At 57.4% G+C, this 15,234-nt stretch carries 22 protein-coding genes and 1 tRNA gene; 20 read left to right on the forward strand and 3 right to left on the reverse strand.

The annotated features are described in order from the left end of the window. Positions 1 to 5: 5 nt before the first annotated feature. Both glpK and AC07OE_RS10660 read right to left on the reverse strand, forming a co-directional pair. Positions 6 to 1,505, reverse strand: a complete 1,500-nt coding sequence (glpK, locus tag AC07OE_RS10655) for a glycerol kinase GlpK (RefSeq protein WP_495070546.1) — start codon at positions 1,503 to 1,505, stop codon at positions 6 to 8. A 25-nt stretch (positions 1,506 to 1,530) separates the two neighbouring features. After that, a complete protein-coding gene (locus AC07OE_RS10660) occupies positions 1,531 to 2,295 on the reverse strand; it encodes a DeoR/GlpR family DNA-binding transcription regulator (RefSeq protein WP_495070547.1) in 765 nt (254 codons plus the stop codon). Positions 2,296 to 2,409: 114 nt separating this feature from the next. Here AC07OE_RS10660 and AC07OE_RS10665 point away from each other — a divergent pair, with 114 nt between their 5' ends. The 20 genes from AC07OE_RS10665 (at position 2,410) to AC07OE_RS10760 (ending at position 13,966) form a co-directional block, all read left to right on the forward strand. Then, positions 2,410 to 4,020, forward strand: coding sequence for a glycerol-3-phosphate dehydrogenase/oxidase (locus AC07OE_RS10665; RefSeq protein WP_495070548.1), 1,611 nt, complete (start codon positions 2,410 to 2,412; stop codon positions 4,018 to 4,020). Positions 4,021 to 4,203: 183 nt separating this feature from the next. Continuing rightward, entirely contained in the window at positions 4,204 to 4,572 is a 369-nt protein-coding gene (gene rplN / locus AC07OE_RS10670; protein ID WP_007861702.1) for a 50S ribosomal protein L14, read from the forward strand. Between the two features lie 9 nt (positions 4,573 to 4,581). Beyond that, complete coding sequence (gene rplX, locus AC07OE_RS10675) at positions 4,582 to 4,902, forward strand: 50S ribosomal protein L24 (protein ID WP_310340946.1); 321 nt, start codon at positions 4,582 to 4,584, stop codon at positions 4,900 to 4,902. 2 nt (positions 4,903 to 4,904) lie between these two features. Then, complete coding sequence (rplE, locus tag AC07OE_RS10680; protein ID WP_495070549.1) at positions 4,905 to 5,444, forward strand: 50S ribosomal protein L5; 540 nt, start codon at positions 4,905 to 4,907, stop codon at positions 5,442 to 5,444. 8 nt (positions 5,445 to 5,452) lie between these two features. Beyond that, positions 5,453 to 5,758, forward strand: a complete 306-nt coding sequence (gene rpsN, locus AC07OE_RS10685; RefSeq protein WP_495070550.1) for a 30S ribosomal protein S14 — start codon at positions 5,453 to 5,455, stop codon at positions 5,756 to 5,758. An 18-nt stretch (positions 5,759 to 5,776) separates the two neighbouring features. After that, positions 5,777 to 6,172, forward strand: coding sequence for a 30S ribosomal protein S8 (gene rpsH, locus AC07OE_RS10690; protein ID WP_495070551.1), 396 nt, complete (start codon positions 5,777 to 5,779; stop codon positions 6,170 to 6,172). A gap of 24 nt (positions 6,173 to 6,196) precedes the next feature. After that, positions 6,197 to 6,730 (forward strand): 50S ribosomal protein L6, encoded by a 534-nt coding sequence (rplF, locus tag AC07OE_RS10695; protein WP_495070552.1) that lies wholly within the window; start codon positions 6,197 to 6,199, stop codon positions 6,728 to 6,730. Between the two features lie 11 nt (positions 6,731 to 6,741). After that, positions 6,742 to 7,107 (forward strand): 50S ribosomal protein L18, encoded by a 366-nt coding sequence (gene rplR / locus AC07OE_RS10700; protein WP_495070553.1) that lies wholly within the window; start codon positions 6,742 to 6,744, stop codon positions 7,105 to 7,107. Positions 7,108 to 7,124: 17 nt separating this feature from the next. Next, complete coding sequence (gene rpsE / locus AC07OE_RS10705; protein ID WP_495070554.1) at positions 7,125 to 7,649, forward strand: 30S ribosomal protein S5; 525 nt, start codon at positions 7,125 to 7,127, stop codon at positions 7,647 to 7,649. Positions 7,650 to 7,663: 14 nt separating this feature from the next. Then, positions 7,664 to 7,846, forward strand: a complete 183-nt coding sequence (gene rpmD / locus AC07OE_RS10710; RefSeq protein WP_105259340.1) for a 50S ribosomal protein L30 — start codon at positions 7,664 to 7,666, stop codon at positions 7,844 to 7,846. A 10-nt stretch (positions 7,847 to 7,856) separates the two neighbouring features. Next, positions 7,857 to 8,288 carry a 50S ribosomal protein L15 gene (gene rplO, locus AC07OE_RS10715; protein ID WP_310341244.1) on the forward strand — a complete coding sequence of 144 codons (432 nt, stop codon included), beginning with the start codon at positions 7,857 to 7,859 and terminating at the stop codon, positions 8,286 to 8,288. A gap of 24 nt (positions 8,289 to 8,312) precedes the next feature. Beyond that, complete coding sequence (gene secY, locus AC07OE_RS10720) at positions 8,313 to 9,623, forward strand: preprotein translocase subunit SecY (protein WP_495070555.1); 1,311 nt, start codon at positions 8,313 to 8,315, stop codon at positions 9,621 to 9,623. Between the two features lie 155 nt (positions 9,624 to 9,778). Then, positions 9,779 to 9,892 carry a 50S ribosomal protein L36 gene (gene rpmJ / locus AC07OE_RS10725; protein ID WP_012348927.1) on the forward strand — a complete coding sequence of 38 codons (114 nt, stop codon included), beginning with the start codon at positions 9,779 to 9,781 and terminating at the stop codon, positions 9,890 to 9,892. A 24-nt stretch (positions 9,893 to 9,916) separates the two neighbouring features. Beyond that, entirely contained in the window at positions 9,917 to 10,282 is a 366-nt protein-coding gene (gene rpsM, locus AC07OE_RS10730) for a 30S ribosomal protein S13 (RefSeq protein ID WP_105259338.1), read from the forward strand. 19 nt (positions 10,283 to 10,301) lie between these two features. Continuing rightward, positions 10,302 to 10,706, forward strand: a complete 405-nt coding sequence (gene rpsK, locus AC07OE_RS10735) for a 30S ribosomal protein S11 (protein ID WP_029706489.1) — start codon at positions 10,302 to 10,304, stop codon at positions 10,704 to 10,706. An 81-nt stretch (positions 10,707 to 10,787) separates the two neighbouring features. After that, positions 10,788 to 11,411 carry a 30S ribosomal protein S4 gene (gene rpsD, locus AC07OE_RS10740; protein WP_495070556.1) on the forward strand — a complete coding sequence of 208 codons (624 nt, stop codon included), beginning with the start codon at positions 10,788 to 10,790 and terminating at the stop codon, positions 11,409 to 11,411. A 108-nt stretch (positions 11,412 to 11,519) separates the two neighbouring features. Next, on the forward strand, positions 11,520 to 12,509 hold the full coding sequence (locus AC07OE_RS10745) for a DNA-directed RNA polymerase subunit alpha (protein ID WP_310340888.1): 990 nt from the start codon (positions 11,520 to 11,522) through the stop codon (positions 12,507 to 12,509). Between the two features lie 82 nt (positions 12,510 to 12,591). Then, positions 12,592 to 12,987, forward strand: a complete 396-nt coding sequence (gene rplQ / locus AC07OE_RS10750; RefSeq protein ID WP_495070557.1) for a 50S ribosomal protein L17 — start codon at positions 12,592 to 12,594, stop codon at positions 12,985 to 12,987. Between the two features lie 22 nt (positions 12,988 to 13,009). Continuing rightward, positions 13,010 to 13,086, forward strand: a tRNA-Met gene (locus tag AC07OE_RS10755). Between the two features lie 91 nt (positions 13,087 to 13,177). Beyond that, a complete protein-coding gene (locus AC07OE_RS10760) occupies positions 13,178 to 13,966 on the forward strand; it encodes a ParB N-terminal domain-containing protein (RefSeq protein WP_495070558.1) in 789 nt (262 codons plus the stop codon). A gap of 14 nt (positions 13,967 to 13,980) precedes the next feature. Here the strand turns inward: AC07OE_RS10760 and AC07OE_RS10765 are convergent, their stop codons facing one another. Next, positions 13,981 to 15,102 carry a 5-methyltetrahydropteroyltriglutamate--homocysteine S-methyltransferase gene (locus AC07OE_RS10765; RefSeq protein ID WP_495070559.1) on the reverse strand — a complete coding sequence of 374 codons (1,122 nt, stop codon included), beginning with the start codon at positions 15,100 to 15,102 and terminating at the stop codon, positions 13,981 to 13,983. Positions 15,103 to 15,234: the final 132 nt, after the last annotated feature.

The following is a 15,234-nucleotide window of genomic DNA, read 5'->3' on the forward strand; positions in this document are numbered from 1 at the left end:
AGGCCTTACAGCGTGGTCTGGCGCACCGCGTGTTCCCACTGCTCCATGCGCTCCCGAGCGCGTGCGGGTGGCATGGTGGGCAGGAAGCGGCGCTCGGCCTTCCACAGGTCGGTCAGCTCGCTGGTGCTGCCGTACACGCCGGTGGTCAGGCCGGCCAGGTAGGCCGCGCCCAAGGCGGTGGTCTCCGTCACGGCGGGGCGTACCACGGGAATGCCCAGCAGGTCGGCCTGGAACTGCATGAGCAGGTCGTTCACGCACGCGCCGCCGTCCACGCGCAGCTCGGACACCTGCGCACCGCCCGCGCGCACCGCGTCGCGGCTCATGGCCTGCAGCAGTGCGGCGCTTTGGAATGCTATGCTTTCGAGAGCGGCCCGCGCAATGTGGGCGAGGGTGGAGCCACGGGTCAATCCCGTAATGGAGCCGCGTGCATCGGGTTTCCAGTAGGGCGCACCCAGGCCGGTGAAGGCCGGCACCACAATCACGCCGCCCGCGTCGGGCACGCTTTGCGCCAGGCTCTGCACCTCGCCGCTGCCCTGGATGGCGTGCAGCCCGTCTCGCAGCCACTGCACCACGGCGCCGCCCACAAACACGCTGCCTTCCAGCGCGAACTCGGGCTTGGCGGTGGTCTGTGCCGCGCTGGTGGTGATGAGGCCGTTTTCCGATATCTGGAAGTTCTGGCCCGTGTGCATGAGCATGAAGCAGCCCGTGCCATAGGTGTTCTTCACCATGCCGGCCTTGAAGCAGGCCTGGCCAAACAGTGCGCTTTGTTGGTCGCCGGCCACGCCGCCAATCGGGATGGCGCCGCCCAGCAGCGCGGGCGCCACTTCGCCAAACAGCGAGGCCGAGGGCTGCACGGCCGGCATCAGGCTGGCAGGAATGTCCAGCGCGGCCAGCAGGTCGTCGTCCCACAGGTTGGTGTGCACATTGAAGAGCATGGTGCGCGAGGCATTGCTCACGTCGGTGACGTGCACGCGGCCCTCGGTCAGCTGCCAGATCAGCCAGCTGTCGATGGTGCCAAAGGCCAGTTCGCCGTTGGCGGCCTGCGCGCGCGCGCCGGGCACGTGGTCCAAGATCCACTTGAGCTTGGTGCCCGAGAAATAGGCGTCCACCAGCAGGCCGGTCTTGTCGCGGATGGTGTCGGCCAGGCCCCTGGCGCGCAGCTCGGCGCAGGTGGGTTCGGCGCGCCGGTCCTGCCAGACGATGGCGTGGTGGATGGGCTGGCCGGTCAAGCGGTTCCACACCACGGTGGTCTCGCGCTGGTTGGTAATGCCCACGGCCTTGACTTGCGCCGCGGTAATGCCGGCCTTGGCCAGTGCCTCGCGTGCCGTGGCGAGCTGGATGCGCCAGATTTCCAGCGCGTCGTGCTCCACCCAGCCGGGCTGGGGGTAGATCTGGGTCAGTTCCTTCTGCGCCATGGCCACGATGCCGCCTTCGGGCGTGAACACGATGCTGCGGGAGCTGGAGGTGCCCTGGTCGAGGGCGAGCAGGTAAGTGGGGTGGGTCATGCGTGTCTCCGTATCAGGTGCGCGCTCAGTCTGCGATATGCAGTTGTACATGGGCCTCCGCCAACAGCGCGCCAAAGGCCGCTGGCGGGGTGGCATCGGTAAACAGGCGGTCAATGTGTGAAAGATGCCCCACCTCCACCATGGCGGGGCGGTTGAACTTGCTCGCATCCGCTGCGACCCAGACCTCGCGCGCGTGGTGAAGGATGGTTTGGGTGACCTTGACTTCACGGTAGTCGTAGTCCCGCAGCGTGCCATCGGCTTCAATGCCGGATATGCCGATCACGGCCAAATCCACCTTGAACTGGCGAATGAAATCCACAGTCGCTTCGCCCACGATGCCTTGGTCGCGCCCGCGCACCACACCGCCGGTCACGATCACTTCGGTCTTGGCGTTGGTACTCAGGATGCGGGCGATATTCAGGTTGTTGGTGATCACGCGCAGGCCGCTGTGCTCCCCCAATGCGCGAGCCACCGCTTCGGTGGTGGTGCCAATGTTCAGGATCAGCGAGCAGTCGTTGGGAATCGCCGTAGCAATGGCCTGCGCAATACGCCGCTTGCCGATCGCGTTGAGGGTTTCGCGTTGCACATGTCCAATGTTTTCGACGGTGGAGTTGGGCACCCGCACCCCGCCATGGAATCGGGCAAGCAGGCCTTCCTCCGCCAACTTTTGGACATCGCGCCGCACGGTTTGCAGCGTCACCCCGAGCCGTTCCGCCAGTTGTTCCACGGACAGACTGCCCTGCCCCTGCACAAGGGACAGCAAGGTGAGTTGGCGGGGATTGGGGGTCATAAAAAAAAGATGTGGGCAGCGGGAGCGAACTATAAACGAATGAAATCGCGTTGAAAAGTGACAAAACGAATAAAAAGGAATAACATCGAACACCTTTTTTACTTCGTTGTTGCCATGCCTTCAGTTGCCAGCCCTCTCCCCACCCGCCGTGAAGACCTGATTGCGCAGCTGGCGCAAGACCGCACCTACGACCTTGCCATTGTGGGCGGGGGTGCCACGGGTCTGGGAGTCGCACTGGATGCCGCAGCGCGTGGCTTCAGCGTAGTGCTGGTCGAATCGCATGATTTCGCCAAAGGGACGTCTTCCCGAGCCACCAAACTGGTCCATGGCGGGGTGCGCTACCTGGCCCAGGGCAATATTTCCCTGGTGCGTGAAGCCTTGCATGAGCGCACGACCTTGCTCAGCAATGCGCCCCATCTGGCGCAGCCCCTGCCGTTTGTGATGCCTTCTTACCAATGGTGGGAAACACCTTTCTATGGCGCTGGACTGGTGGCCTACGACGCCCTGGCCGGCAAGGCCGGGCTGGGCAAAACCCAGTTTCTGGGGCGCGATGCCACGCTCAAACTCCTACCTACGGCCCGTGACCAAGGTCTTAAGGGGGGCGTGAAGTACTGGGATGGACAGTTCAACGATGCCCGTTTGGCCTTGGCGCTGGCGCGCACGGCGGCCACCAAGGGTGCCCTGCTGGTGAACTACTGCCGGGCGGCAGACCTACTCTATATAGATAACAAGGTGCAGGGCGTCCTGTGCGAAGACGCGCTGACGGGTCGGCAATACCCGGTGAGAGCGCGCTGCGTGGTCAATGCCACTGGCGTGTGGGTGGATGAGTTGCGGCAAAAAGACGGTGACGCCAATGCTGGTGACGGCCGCAAGCCCACCAAACCCATGGTGGCGCCGAGTCAAGGCGTACACATCGTGGTGGACCGTGACTTTTTGGGCGGGGATACGGCGCTCATGGTGCCGAAAACCGCCGATGGTCGCGTGTTGTTTGCCGTGCCGTGGCTGGGCAAGGTCATCTTGGGCACCACGGACACGCCGCGCCATGACCTCGCTCGCGAGCCTTTGGCGTTCGAGGAGGAAATTGAGTTCATCCTGACCGAATCGGCGCGCTACCTGCGCCGGGCGCCCACGCGGGCGGATGTCAAGAGCATCTGGGTGGGCCTGCGTCCGCTGGTCAAACCCCTGGATGACGACGGCAACAGCACCAAAGGCATCAGCCGGGAGCACACGGTGCTGGTCAGCCGCAGCGGCCTGGTCACGGTAACGGGGGGCAAATGGACCACCTACCGTGCCATGGCGGAGGATGTGCTCGAAAAATGCGCAGAAAAACACCTGCTACCCCAGCGCCCGGCAGGCGCCACAGTGCGCCTGAAACTTGTGGGTGCCACGAAGGGTGGCGCATCCGTGCAATCGATTTGCCTGCCCCCGGGGTTGCTAAGCTACGGTGACGAGCAGGGCGTCGTGGCCCACATGCCGGGTGCCAGTGTTGACTTGGCACCAGGGTTTACGGAGGGCATGGTTCGGTTTGCCGCGCGCTATGAATATGCGGTAACGGTGGAGGATGTGCTGGCCCGGCGGTCCCGTCTGCTGTTTCTGGATGCGGGCTTGGCCCGTTCTCTAGCGAGGCGCGTTGCGGAAATTTTGGTGGAAGAAACGGGCCTGCCCGCCAAAGAAGCAGAATTCAGGGCGCTGGCGCAACAATATTTGCTGATTCGGCCAGAATAGTTGTTGACAGCCTTGCCAAGGCCATGCACAATCGTGGGCTTCGCTTGAAAAAGTATGAAGGTTCTGCCCAAATGAAAGCAGCATGAGTGGTTCGTGCTGCGGACAGCGGGCCCAAGACTGACTGGATGAAGGTGTTTGCCGCAGTGGCAGGTGCAATCTCCGGTGCAAGTTGGGAATATTGAAATGATCCAAACTGAATCTCGATTGGAAGTTGCCGACAACACCGGCGCTAAGTCCGTCCTGTGCATCAAGGTGCTGGGCGGTTCTAAGCGTCGCTATGCAAGTGTTGGCGACATCATCAAAGTTAGCATCAAAGAAGCCGCTCCCCGTGGCCGCGTCAAAAAAGGCGAGGTTTACAGTGCTGTGGTCGTTCGTACTGCCAAGGGCATCCGCCGTGGCGACGGCTCTTTGGTGAAATTCGACGGCAACGCAGCAGTGTTGCTCAACGCCAAGCTGGAGCCCATCGGCACCCGCATCTTTGGACCAGTGACGCGCGAACTGCGCACTGAAAAGTTCATGAAGATCGTGTCCCTGGCCCCTGAAGTTTTGTAAGGACCCGCCATGAACAAGATTCGCAAAGGCGACCAAGTCATCGTTATCGCAGGTCGCGACAAGGGCAAGCGCGGAGTTATCTCCTTGCGCAAAGACGACTCGCATGTGGTTGTCGATGGTATTAACTTGGTGAAAAAGCACACCAAGCCAAACCCCATGAAGGGCACAACCGGCGGCATCGTTGAAAAGACCATGCCTATTCACCAATCCAACGTGGCGATTTTCAACGCTGCGACTGGCAAGGCTGACCGTGTTGGTATCAAAGTGCTGGCTGACGGCAAACGCGTTCGCGTTTACAAGTCCAGCGGCGAAGAAATCAAGGTGGCATAACCATGGCACGTCTCCAACAACACTACCGCGAAAAAGTAGCGGCCGAGCTGACAGCCAAGTTTGGCTATACCTCGCCCATGCAAGTCCCTCGCCTGACCAAGATCACCCTGAACATGGGTGTGAGCGAAGCCGTTGCCGACAAGAAGGTCATGGACAACGCTGTTGCCGACCTGACTAAGATTGCGGGTCAGAAGCCTGTGGTGACCAAGTCCAAGAAAGCTATCGCTGGTTTCAAGATCCGCGAAGGCCAGGCGATTGGTTGCATGGTGACTCTGCGTGGCGTTCAGATGTATGAATTCCTGGACCGTTTCGTGACCGTGGCTCTGCCTCGCGTGCGTGACTTCCGTGGTATCTCTGGTCGCGCTTTTGATGGCCGCGGTAACTACAACATCGGCGTCAAAGAACAGATCATTTTCCCTGAGATTGAATATGACAAGGTTGATGCCTTGCGCGGCCTCAATATCAGCATCACCACAACGGCAAAGACTGATGAAGAGTGCAAAGCACTGCTCGCTGGCTTCCGTTTTCCGTTCAAGAATTGAGGTGACCTGTGGCTAAGATGGCATTAATCGAACGCGAAAACAAGCGCGACAAGTTGGCCGCCAAGTACGCGAAGAAATACGCGGAACTCAAGGCAATCGCCAGCGACATCAAGCGTTCTGAAGAAGAGCGCGCTGCAGCCCGTTTGGGTCTGCAAAAGTTGCCTCGCAACGCAAACCCCACGCGTCAACGTAACCGTTGCGCGATCACGGGTCGCCCCCGTGGAACGTTCCAGCACTTCGGTCTGGGCCGTGCAAAGATCCGTGAAATGGCTTTTGCTGGTGAGATCCCTGGCATTGTCAAGGCCAGCTGGTAAGCGACAGGAGAACAGAACATGAGCATGAGTGATCCCATCGCCGACCTGTTGACACGTATCCGCAATGCGCAAATGGTTGCCAAGACGACTGTCTCGGTGCCCTCTTCCAAAGTGAAGGTTGCCATTGCCCAAGTGTTGAAAGACGAAGGCTATATCGACGGTTTCAAAGTTTCCACCGAAAGTGGAAAGTCGGAACTCCAAATCGCCCTGAAATATTACGCAGGTCGCCCTGTGATTGAGCGTATCGAGCGCGTCAGCCGTCCCGGCCTGCGTGTATACCGTGGCAGCGAAGCAATTCCTCAAGTCCAAAATGGCTTGGGCGTTGCCATCGTGACCACCCCCAAGGGTGTTATGACAGATCGCAAAGCGCGTGCCTCCGGTGTCGGTGGCGAAGTGCTGTGCTACGTCGCTTAACACTGCATTGAGGAGTAATAAACAATGTCCCGTGTAGGCAAACTTCCTGTCACCATTCCTGCAGGCGTCGAAGTATCCATCAAGGCTGATCAAATCAGCGTGAAGGGTACTGGCGGCTCCTTGCAGCTGGCTCAAAACAGCCTGGTGAAAATCGCTAACGACGCCGGCAAGCTGAGCTTTCAGCCTGCCAATGATTCCCGTGAAGCTGACGCAATGACTGGCACGATTCGCCAGTTGGTCAACAACATGGTGGTTGGTGTGACCAAGGGCTTTGAGCGCAAGCTCACCCTGATTGGTGTGGGTTACAAGGCGCAAGCTACTGGCGCCAAGTTGAACTTGGCGGTGGGTTACTCCCACCCTGTGAACCTGGATATGCCTGCTGGCATTTCCGTGGCCACTCCCACTCCCACTGAAATCTTGATCAAGGGTGCTGATCGCCAACGTGTTGGCCAGATCGCCGCCGAGATTCGTGCTATTCGCCCTCCTGAGCCCTACAAGGGCAAGGGCATCCGCTACGCGGATGAGAAGATCACGATCAAAGAAACCAAGAAGAAATAAGGAGCTGCAACATGTTGACCAAAAAAGAGCAGCGTCTTCGCAGAGCCCGTCAGACTCGCATTCGCATTGCCACGCAAGGCATTGCACGCTTGACCGTGACGCGTACCAACCTGCACATCTACGCCAGCGTTATCTCTGGCGACGGTGGCAAGGTATTGGCCAGCGCCTCCACTGCGGAAGCAGAAGTGCGTAAATCCTTGGGTACTAGCGGAAAAGGCGGCAACGTAGCTGCCGCCCAAATCATTGGCAAGCGCGTGGCTGAAAAAGCCAAAGCCGCTGGTGTGGAAAAGGTTGCGTTTGACCGCGCTGGCTTTGCCTACCACGGACGCGTCAAGGCGTTGGCTGATGCCGCGCGTGAAGCTGGCTTGCAGTTCTAAGCAGATCGGAAATAAAGATGGCTAAAGTTCAAGCAAAAATGCAAGGTAAGGCCGAGGGTCCTGAGGACGGTCTGCGCGAGAAGATGATCGCGATCAATCGCGTCACCAAAGTGGTGAAGGGCGGCCGTATTCTCGGTTTCGCTGCCTTGACCGTAGTGGGTGATGGCGATGGTCGCATCGGCATGGGTAAAGGCAAGTCCAAGGAAGTGCCAGCAGCCGTGCAGAAAGCGATGGAAGAAGCACGCCGCAACATGCTCAAAGTTTCGTTGAAAAACGGAACCATTCACCACAAGGTGATGGGCCACCACGGTGCGGCTAGCGTCATGATGGCTCCGGCTCCCAAGGGTACCGGTATCATCGCTGGCGGCCCTATGCGCGCAGTTTTTGAAGTGGTTGGTATCACTGATATCGTGGCCAAGAGCCACGGTTCTACCAACCCTTACAACATGGTTCGTGCCACGTTGGATGCCCTGTCTGTGTCTACGACACCGTCTCAGGTTGCAGCCAAGCGCGGCAAGACCGTTGAAGAACTCTTCGCTTAATCGAGGATTTCAAAATGACAACACAACAAACCGTGAAGATCCAGTTGGTGCGTAGCCCGATTGGAACCAAAGAATCGCATCGCGCCACCGTGCGCGGCTTGGGTCTGCGCAAGCTCAACAGCACCAGTGAGTTGCAAGACACACCGGCTGTGCGCGGAATGATCAACAAGATCAGTTACCTGGTCAAAGTGCTCTAAGAGGTTGATGATGGAACTCAATAACATCAAACCCGCTGACGGTGCTAAGCACGCGAAGCGTCGCGTGGGTCGTGGTATCGGCTCTGGTCTGGGTAAGACAGCTGGCCGTGGACATAAAGGTCAAAAGTCGCGTTCGGGTGGCTACCATAAGGTTGGCTTCGAAGGCGGCCAGATGCCAATGCATCGCCGTTTGCCCAAGCGTGGCTTTAAATCGCATTTGCTGAAGTTCAATGCTGAAATCACTTTGACCGCGCTGGAAGCTCTGGGATTGGCAGAAGTTGATCTGCTGGCTCTGAAGCAAGCCGGTGCCGTGGGCGAAATCGCCAAAGTGGTGAAGGTTATCAACACCGGCGCGATTGCCAAGGCAGTCAAGCTCACCGGTATTGGAGCCACAGCCGGTGCCAAGGCAGCTATTGAAGCTGCTGGCGGTAGCGTAGCTTAAGCTCTGCGAAGCGAAAGTTAGCACGTGGCAACAAACGCGGCTCAAACAGCAAAAGCAGGCAAGTTCGGCGATTTGCGTCGTCGACTGGTCTTTTTGCTGCTCGCTTTGGTGGTGTACCGCTTGGGTGCGCACATCCCTGTTCCCGGCATTGATCCAGCGCAGCTGCAACAGCTGTTCAAGGGTCAGCAGGGCGGCATATTGAGTTTGTTCAATATGTTCTCGGGTGGCGCGCTCTCCCGGTTCACAATCTTTGCGTTGGGAATCATGCCGTATATCTCGGCATCGATCATCATGCAGTTGCTCGGCTACGTGCTGCCTGCATTCGAACAGCTGAAAAAGGAAGGTGAGGCGGGACGTCGCAAGATTACCCAATACACCCGTTATGGCACTTTGGGTTTGGCGCTATTCCAGTCGCTGGGTATTGCCATGGCCTTGGAAGCCTCTGCTGGTTTGGTGATTGCGCCTGGATTCGGTTTCCGGATGACTACCGTAGTCACACTGACGGCAGGAACCATGTTTCTGATGTGGTTGGGCGAGCAGATCACCGAACGTGGCTTGGGTAACGGAATTTCTATTCTGATCTTCGGCGGCATTGCTGCCGGATTGCCTAACGCGGTCGGTGGCTTGTTGGAGCTGGTTCGCACCGGCTCCATGAGCATTATCGTTGCATTGCTGGTTGTGGTGTTGATCGCGTTGGTCACCTACTTCGTCGTGTTCGTCGAGCGCGGTCAGCGCAAGATTCTGGTGAATTACGCCAGGCGTCAGGTCGGAAACAAGGTGTATGGGGGTCAGTCTTCGCACTTGCCACTCAAGCTGAATATGGCAGGTGTGATTCCCCCCATTTTCGCTTCGTCGATCATTTTGTTGCCTGCAACGGTGGCCAACTGGTTTAGCTCTGGTGAGTCGATGCGCTGGTTAAAGGACATCGCCAGTACCTTGAGTCCCGGACAGCCTGTGTATGTCATGTTGTATGCAGCGGCGATTGTGTTTTTCTGCTTCTTCTACACGGCACTGGTATTCAACAGCCGTGAGACAGCGGATAACCTGAAAAAGAGTGGCGCCTTCATCCCCGGGATCCGTCCTGGTGACCAGACGGCGAAATACATCGATAAAATACTGCTCCGCTTGACATTGGCCGGTGCTATTTACATCACGTTTGTATGTCTGTTGCCTGAGTTTTTGATTTTGAAGTACAACGTTCCGTTTTACTTCGGTGGTACATCACTCTTGATTATTGTGGTAGTGACCATGGATTTCATGGCACAAGTTCAGAACTACATGATGTCGCAGCAATACGAATCACTGCTCAAGAAGGCAAATTTCAAGGCATCTTGATCTGGTAGTTTGAAGGAAAAACGACGTAACTTTGATGTTGTCCTTGGCGGCGAAATTAGCTAGGTGGCATTAAGAGTGATATCGAAAATGAAGTAGCAGCGCATGTTCCGCGCGATTCAAAGTCGGAACGAGGCGAAGAGTTTTAGGAGAGAAATATGAAAGTTTCGGCTTCGGTCAAGAAAATTTGCCGTAACTGCAAAATTATCCGTCGCAAGGGCGTTGTGCGTGTGATCTGTACAGATCCGCGTCACAAGCAGCGTCAGGGTTAATTGCAAGAGTTTTAGAGGACGAAAATGGCACGTATCGCTGGCATCAACATTCCGCCGCATCAGCATTCCGAAATTGGCTTGACAGCTATTTTTGGCATCGGTCGCACCCGCGCACGCAAAATTTGCGAAGCTTGTGGCATCGCTTACTCCAAAAAGGTCAAAGATTTGACCGATGGAGACCTGGAAAAAATTCGCGATCAGATCGCGCAATTTACAATTGAAGGTGATTTGCGTCGCGAGACAACCATGAACATCAAGCGTTTGATGGACATTGGTTGCTACCGTGGCTTCCGTCATCGCCGCGGTTTGCCCATGCGCGGTCAGCGCACACGCACCAACGCCCGCACACGCAAAGGCCCACGTAAGGCTGCTGCGTCTTTGAAGAAATAATAGGGATTGAGATACCACTATGGCAAAAGCTCCCGCCAATAACGCCGCACAACGTGTGCGCAAGAAGGTCCGCAAGAATGTCGCGGACGGTATTGCACACGTTCACGCGTCGTTCAACAACACCATCATTACCATCACCGATCGCCAAGGCAACGCTTTGTCCTGGGCTTCTTCCGGTGGTCAAGGTTTCAAGGGTTCGCGTAAATCCACACCATTTGCTGCTCAGGTAGCATCTGAAGTGGCTGGCCGCGCAGCTCTGGAACAAGGTATCAAGAACTTGGACGTCGAAATCAAGGGCCCCGGTCCTGGTCGCGAATCGTCGGTTCGTGCCTTGGCTGCACTGGGCATCCGCATCAACATGATTGCTGATGTGACTCCTGTGCCGCACAACGGTTGCCGCCCTCAAAAGCGTCGCCGTATTTAATTTTTAACAAGCCCACCGCCGTCAACTTTCGTTGACGGCTCCCGCATTTCTGTGCGGTAGATGACATAAAAGGAAGTTCAAGTGGCACGCTATCTCGGCCCCAAGGCCAAACTCTCCCGCCGCGAAGGCACGGACCTGTTCCTGAAGAGCGCACGTCGCTCCATCGGCGACAAGGCCAAATTCGACTCCAAACCTGGCCAACATGGCCGCACTTCTGGCGCACGCACCTCCGATTACGGTTTGCAACTGCGTGAGAAACAGAAGGTCAAGCGCATGTATGGCGTGCTGGAGCGTCAGTTTCGCCGTTACTTTGCAGAAGCGGACCGTCGTAAGGGCAACACCGGCGCTAACTTGATGTTCTTGCTGGAGTCCCGCCTGGACAACGTCGTGTACCGCATGGGCTTTGGTTCTACGCGCGCCGAAGCACGCCAGTTGGTGTCGCACAAGGCCATCACTGTGAACGGTGCTCCCGTGAACATTCCGTCTTACATGGTCAAGGCGGGTGATGTAATTGCTGTTCGCGACAAATCCAAGAAGCAAAACCGTATTGTGGAAGCTTTGCAACTGGCCCAGCAAGTTGGCATGCCCGCTTGGGTTGAAGTAAGCATCGACAAAGCCGAAGGCACATTCAAGTCGGTTCCTGACCGCGACCAATTCGGTGCTGACATCAACGAATCGTTGATCGTCGAACTGTATTCTCGCTAATTACAACTGCGTCGTTGAATTCGTTCCTATATCGCGGGGCACCGCGATATAGGTGCTTCACCAGCCTTACTGACGTAACGAGTCGGGGGTATTGAGAGGAAGTTTTGCATGCAAAATAATTTGCTGAAGCCCAAATCCATCAGTGTTGAACAGATTGGTGTGAACCGCGCCAAGGTCGCTCTCGAGCCCTTTGAACGTGGTTACGGACACACTCTGGGCAATGCTCTTCGTCGCGTGTTGTTGTCGTCCATGCCTGGATTTGCAGCCACCGAGGTGACGATTGCGGGCGTTCTGCATGAGTACTCGTCGATTGACGGTGTGCAAGAAGATGTGGTCAACATTCTGCTGAATTTGAAGGGTGTGGTTTTCAAACTGCACAACCGCGAAGAAGTCACGTTGAGCCTGCGCAAGGACGTTGAAGGCTTGGTGACTGCTGCTGATATCCAGACACCGCACGATGTGGAAATCATCAATCCTGACCACGTGATTGCCAATTTGTCGCACGGTGGCAAGCTGGACATGCAGATCAAGGTTGAAAAAGGCCGTGGCTATGTGCCCGGCAGCATGCGTCGTTACGCTGATGAACCTAACAAGTCTATCGGTCGCATCGTTCTGGATGCGTCGTTCTCCCCCGTGAAGCGCGTGAGCTACACCGTGGAAAGCGCCCGCGTTGAGCAACGTACCGACCTGGACAAGCTGGTCGTCGAGATCGAAACCAACGGCGCCGTGTCTGCAGAAGATGCTGTGCGCGCTTCGGCGAAGATTTTGGTGGAGCAGCTGGCGGTGTTTGCGCAGCTGGAAGGCAGCGAGCTGGCTGCATTCGACTCTCCCGCACCACGTGGCAACACGCAGTTCGATCCTATCTTGCTGCGCCCCGTGGACGAGTTGGAGCTTACCGTGCGCTCTGCCAACTGCCTGAAAGCAGAAAACATCTATTACATCGGTGATCTGATTCAGCGCACCGAGAACGAGCTGCTCAAGACCCCTAACCTGGGTCGTAAGTCGCTCAACGAAATCAAGGAAGTGTTGGCCTCTCGTGGTCTGACACTGGGAATGAAGCTGGAAAGCTGGCCTCCCGCTTCCTTGGAAAAGCGTTAATTTAAATTGAACCCCGCAGGGGTTCCGTGCCACGGGCAGTACCTGATCCGGCTGCCTGTCTAAAAACTGAAGGAAAACTACCATGCGTCACGGACACGGACTACGTAAACTCAACCGCACAAGCTCTCACCGCTTGGCAATGCTGCGCAACATGATGAACTCGTTGATCGAACACGAAGTCATCAAGACCACGGTCCCCAAGGCCAAGGAACTGCGCCGCGTTGTAGAACCCATGATCACTTTGGCCAAAGAAGCCACCGTGGCCAACCGCCGTCTGGCATTTGACCGCCTGCGCGATCGCGACAGCGTGACCAAGCTGTTTGACGTCCTGGGCCCCCGTTTCAAGGCTCGTCCTGGCGGCTATACCCGTATCCTGAAGATGGGTTTCCGCGTGGGTGACAATGCGCCCATGGCGTTGGTGGAATTGGTGGACCGTGCTGAAGAAGTTGTTGAAACTTCCGACGCAGTGCAAGCTTAATAGGTTATAATTGAAGTCTTGACGCGGAGTGGAGCAGCCTGGTAGCTCGTTGGGCTCATAACCCAAAGGTCGTTAGTTCAAATCTAGCCTCCGCAACCAATACAGCAAGCAGCTAATGCTTGCAGAAAAACGCCCACATCAGTGGGCGTTTTGCTTTGTGCCATCTTTTCCGCTCCCTCGCCATTTCCCCATGCATATCGTTGTCAATGAAGACCTCAAGGCCTATATCGATCCGCTGACGCCGGAGGAATACGAGGCATTGGAGCGCAGTATTCTGGCCGAGGGCTGTCGGGATGCATTGGTGCTGTGGGGTGACGTGCTGGTGGATGGGCATAACCGCTACGGGATCTGCCAGAAGCATGGTTTGCCATTCCAGACGCTGCAAAGCACCGTATTTCAATCCATGGACGATGTGCACCTGTGGATGATCGATCAGCATCTGGGCCGCCGCAGCGTGTCCGTCTTTCAGCGTGGCGTACTGGCTCTGCGCAAGCGGGAAATCATCTCGGAGCGCCGGGCACGGACCCAAGCTGCGATGTCTGCCGGTGGGACAGAGAGCAACGAGCAGGCTCCAAATGCGCCAGTGGTGGTGACCGAGCCGCGCCAAAGTCGCGAAGACATCGCCAAGGCAGCCCGCCTGAGCAGTAATCAGGTGGTGATGATCGAAAAGATCCAGAAGCAGGCCGCCCCTGAGCTGGTCGCTGCGGTGAAATCCGGAACCATCTCCATCAACGCCGCGGCCGCTGTGGCCACGCTGCCCGCGGACGAGCAGATTGCAGCGGCGGTAGCCGGCAAAGACCAGCTCAAGCAGGCTGCCAAGCGCGTGCGTGAAGCCAAGCGGGCCGCACGTGAGGAGTTTTCGTCAGAGGCTGAGAGCAAGACCCCAGACCCCGTGCAGGCGCTGCAACAGCGCGTGGCGGAATTGGAGGTCGAGAATGCGGACCTGCGTCGGCAACTGGCCGAGCTGCAGGCTGCTTAACGAGGACGGCGCACTCAGTCGCCCCAGACCTCACGCGCTGTCTCCACCACCAGTTGCAACTTGGCACGCTGCGCTTCCACTGCGATGTCGTTGCCGTGCACGGTGCTGCTGAAACCGCATTGCGGTGACAGGGCCAACTGCTCCAGGGGGGCATAGCGGGCCGCTTCGTCGATGCGACGCTTCAGATCGTCCTTGCTCTCCATGGCGCCAAACTTGGTGGTGACGAGGCCCAGCACCACCGTTTTGCCCTTGGGCAGGTAGCGCAGGGGCTTGAAGTCGCCGCTGCGGTCGTCGTCGTACTCCATGAAGTAGGCGTCCAGATCCATCTCCTTTAACAGCGCCTCGGCCACCGGCTCGTAGTTGCCGCTGGCGGCGTGTGTGCTCTTGAAGTTGCCACGGCACAGGTGCATGGCCAGCAGCATGCCAGGTGGCTTTTGGGCCACCACCAGGTTGATGAACTTGGCATAGCGGTGCGGTAGCTCATTGGGGTCATCACCGCGCTGGCGGGCAGCCTCACGCATTTTTTCGTCGCACAGGTAAGCCAGGTTCGTATCATCCATTTGCACATAGGTACAACCAGCGGCGGCCAGGCTGCGCAACTCATCGCCATAGGCGTTGGCCACATCCTGGTAGAAATCCGGGTCCAGCTCGGGGTAGTGCTGCTTGCTGATGCCGGCGCGCCCGCCGCGGAAATGCAGCATGGTGGGGGAGGGGATGGTGACCTTGGGCGTGCAGCCTGGCGCCACCCGGGACTTCAGGTACTGAAAGTCGGCCAACTGGATGTCTTTGACATGGCGCACCTTGTCGATCACACGCATGACCGGGGGGGCCAACTCCTGTGTGCCTTCGGGCTTCTGGATGGTGACCGGAATGTCGGTTTTGACACCACCGAGCTGCTCCAGAAAATCGATGTGGAAATAGGTGCGGCGAAACTCACCGTCGGTAATGCTCTTGAGCCCCACGTCTTGCTGAAACTGCACGATCTCGGCAATGGCCTTGTCTTCCTCGGCGCGCAGCTGCGCGGGCGTGATGTTGCCCTTGGCATGTTGCTCGCGGGCTTCCAGCAAGTAGCGCGGGCGCAAAAAACTGCCTACGTGGTCGTAGTGGGCGGGCAGGTGGTGTTCGTTCTGGGGCATGTCGGTCTCCTTGAGTGGTTCTGGCAAACATCGTAGACCCAAAAAATAAGCAGTTATTGAATACAGGAATAACTGAAATACGGCCTAAATAAGGCAAAAATATCCCAAAAACCACCACTAATGTATACATTA

Source organism: Rhodoferax sp. GW821-FHT09E07 (genome assembly GCF_059416145.1).